Consider the following 3,549-nt stretch of genomic DNA (forward strand, 5'->3'; position numbering starts at 1 on the left):
ATTTCGTATGCAGTTCTTGTGTCTAAGTTTCCCGTAGCCTCATCAGCTAAAATCATAACTGGGTTGTTTACCAATGATCTTGCAATAGCCACACGCTGCTGCTGACCACCTGAAAGTTGGGAAGGTGTGTGATCCATTCTTTCACTTAAACCAACCATTTTTATCGCTTTTATTGCTCTTTCTCTTCGTTCTTCTGAAGACACTTTACTGTTATAGAATAAAGGCAATTCCACGTTTTCTAAAGCTGATGTTCTTGCCAATAAATTATACGATTGAAAAATGAAACCTATTTTTTCGTTTCTTATAGTCGCCAATTGGTTTCTGCTTAAATCCTTCATTTTTACACCATCAATTTCGTAAATTCCGGAAGTGGGCTGATCTAAACATCCTAAAATATTCAATAAAGTGCTTTTCCCCGAACCACTAGAGCCCATTATAGTTACAAATTCACCTTCATGTATTGTAAAAGAGACACCTCTTAAAGCGCGTACGGTTTCGGCTCCCATGGTAAACTCACGTTTTAAATCTTCTATTTTAATGATTTCTTTAGTCATGGCTTATTATTTCTTTTTGTTTGCTCCCGGTGGTTTTGGCATAAAAGGGCTCTCGTTTGACCCAGCAGATTGTGCTTCAGATTTTACTACACCTTTTAAGCTATATACTAATTTATCACCTTGAGAAATGCCACTTAAAACTTGCACATTTACACCATCGCTTGCACCTAATGTTATTGTTTTTGGAGTTATAGCGCCATTTTTACCTAACACCCAAAGCGTTGTGCTATCATCACTATTATTAGTGTCGTTATTTGGTAAATTGTGTTGTGCATTATATTCCGCTAACGTCTTTGCGTTTGGTTTAAAATTTATCGCTTTAGCTTCAGCGGTTAAAACATCCTTAAGTTCTAAAGTATAAATTGAAATGGTGGCCGTTAACCCTGGTTTTAATTTTAAATCTGGATTATCTGCCTTAATTACAACGGTATAAGTCACTACATTTGAAGTAACTGTTGGGTCTAAACGAATCTGTGTAACTTCACCTTCAAAGGTTTCACCTATATAAGCATCTACCGAAAAGGTAACACGTTGTCCGTCTTTTACTTGACCTATATCTGCTTCATCGACATCTGCTTCAACTTGCATTTCTTTTAAATCTTGTGCAATAGTAAAAAGTGTTGGTGTACTATAACTAGCAGCAACTGTTTGTCCTTCATCGATATCACGTGAAAGTACAACCCCATCAATTGGAGAATAAATATTGGCATAACCCAAATTTGTTCTAGCCTGTTGTAAGTCTGAAAATCGCTGTGTAACTGTTCCTTTTGCTGTTTGATAATTGTATTCTGCATCATCAAAATCCGATTTACTAATCACTTGATTATCATACAAGGTTTTTTGTCTGTCGTAAATTGTTTTCGTGTAATTTCTTTGGCTAATTGCATTATCATAAGCTGCTTGCGCTTGTGTTTTTGATGCATTAAGGTTGGTTTTATCTAATTCTGCAATTAATTGACCTTCTTTAACCACACTGTTATAATCCACATATATTTTTTCGACAACACCAGAAACCTGTGTACCAACATCTACTTGATTTATGGGTTCTATGGTTCCTGTTGCTGTTACCAAAGTAGTCACATTATTTTTTTTTGCTATGATTGTTTTAGCCTCTATTATAATAGCATCCTCGCCATTTATAAAACTGTATCCTACAATGGCAAGTATTACAGCTACAATGCTGCTTATAATTATTTTCTTTTTTATATTCATGATGGTATTGATTAAAGTTTGATATCGTTTCCTTGATAAAATTGTAATAATTGATGGTATAAAATATTTAAGTATTTGGACTGTAAATAGTTTTGTTGTGCGTTGGTATAGGTGTTTTGACTAATCACCAAATCAGTAGTGCTTAAATCCCCTAATTCATACTTTTTTTGTGCGAGTTTATACGATTGTTCTGCGGCTTCTTTTGATGACTCTGAAGCGATAACTTGTTCTTGGGCAGATAATGCATTTTGATAGGTCGTTTCTACTTTTCTATATACTTCCTTTTCGGTAGATTGTTTTTGAATTTCTGCTTTTTCAATATTAATGGTTGCCGTTTTTACAGCTGATTTGGTTTGATTTCGATTAAATATTGGAATGCTTAACGAGAGTCCTAACTTCTGATTAAAGTTAACATCAAATTGGTCAGAAAACGTATTATCACTAATACTTGTATACCCAGAACCAAGACTTCCTATTAGAGATAAAGTTGGCAAATAAGCGCCTTTAGCAATATCCAATTCCTTCTCGTTAGCCGAAATATTTAGCATACTAGATTGAATTTCTGGTAAAAAACCTAAGGCTTTGTCATAAATATCCATTCTATTGAGTTCTAGGTTGAATAAATCCATGTTCTCATTAATGGTTTCAATTTCTAAATCTTCCATTGGCGATAATTCCAATAATTGTTTCAGTTGAATTATATATTGTTGGTAATCATTTTTTGAAGCAATAACATTGTATTTATTAGTTGCTGCTTGACTTTGTGCTTCAGTATAATCGCTTAAAGCAATGGTTCCAGCATCTAAACGAGCTTTTGCTCTTAACACTTCTTTTTCTGAAGCGGTTAAGTTATTTTGGGCAATAGCAATACTTTCTTTACTGTATAAGGTTTGTAAATAGGTTTCTAAAAGGTTTAAAACAATGTTGTTTTTTTCTACTTCTTCTTGAAATACACTTTGCTCTAATAGTAATTTGTTTTGCTTAATTTGATTGTTAATTTGATTTCCTTGAAACAAAGTCATAGATGTATTAAGACCAATATTAGTGCTGTGGATTTGGTCTGTTACATAATCGCTGGTAATAGGGTCAATCGTATTTCCGCTAGAAAAATTTTGTGAAGCACTACCGAATAAGTTTGGCAATCGAGACGATTTGGCTTTGCTGTAATCTACTTCAGCACTATTTTTATTTAAAGTAGCTTCTTTAACCGTAATGTTATTCTCTATTGCATAAGTTATGCAATCTTGTAAGGACCATATTTTTGAAGATGAAGTTGAAGCTTCTTGCGCAAAAGTTATTTGCATAAAAAAAAAGCTTACAATAATGAGATATAATTTCATTTTTAAGGTGTTTTAAATTAACACTTCAAAGGTGAAACGATATGTTTTATAATAAAAAAGTAATAGATGTTTGGGGAAATTGTCTATACAGAAAGCATTGTTTTATAGATGAGATTTTCTGATTTAATTATAGAAATACTTAAACGAAGTTGTAATTAGTTTTATTTCCATTTCTCACACATTATTCTTCCCTCTTACCTTTTTGCTATTATTAAAATCCGCGTATTCAATATTCAAGTAAGATATATTTTGCTTTTGGTAATGCGCAATAAAGTCTATACGCATAAAAAGTGTTTACGTGCTCTACTTCTAATTAAGAAATAGGAACTCATAAACACTTTTAAAGGCACATGCCATAATAATATTACAGCAGTTCTAATTCTGTTTTAGTGCTTTTACATGTGCATATATTGATACATCATTTATGGTAGTTTCCTCTTTGG

At 32.8% G+C, this 3,549-nt stretch carries 3 protein-coding genes; all 3 read right to left on the minus strand.

Annotated features, from left to right (window positions below; genetic code table 11):
- Positions 1 to 554 (minus strand): ABC transporter ATP-binding protein (locus WBN21_RS16480; protein ID WP_424202217.1); only part of this gene is annotated, 554 nt, incomplete at its 3' end.
- Positions 555 to 560: 6 nt separating this feature from the next.
- Positions 561 to 1,766, minus strand: coding sequence for an efflux RND transporter periplasmic adaptor subunit (locus tag WBN21_RS16485; RefSeq protein WP_424202219.1), 1,206 nt, complete (start codon positions 1,764 to 1,766; stop codon positions 561 to 563).
- A gap of 11 nt (positions 1,767 to 1,777) precedes the next feature.
- The gene (locus tag WBN21_RS16490; protein WP_424202221.1) at positions 1,778 to 3,106 is read right to left on the minus strand and encodes a TolC family protein; all 1,329 of its coding nucleotides are present in this window, start codon (positions 3,104 to 3,106) and stop codon (positions 1,778 to 1,780) included.
- Between the last annotated feature and the right edge of the window lie 443 nt (positions 3,107 to 3,549).

Origin of the sequence: Algibacter sp. (genome assembly GCF_049667265.1) — a bacterium.
In the GTDB taxonomy this organism is placed as follows: Bacteria; Bacteroidota; Bacteroidia; order Flavobacteriales; family Flavobacteriaceae; genus Algibacter_B.

Bases quoted from the DNA above. Each gene is read 5' to 3' on its own strand.
- WBN21_RS16485 (WP_424202219.1), bottom strand. From the start codon at position 1,766: ATGAATATAAAAAAGAAAATAATTATAAGCAGCATTGTAGCTGTAATA.
- WBN21_RS16490 (WP_424202221.1), bottom strand. From the start codon at position 3,106: ATGAAATTATATCTCATTATTGTAAGCTTTTTTTTTATGCAAATAACT.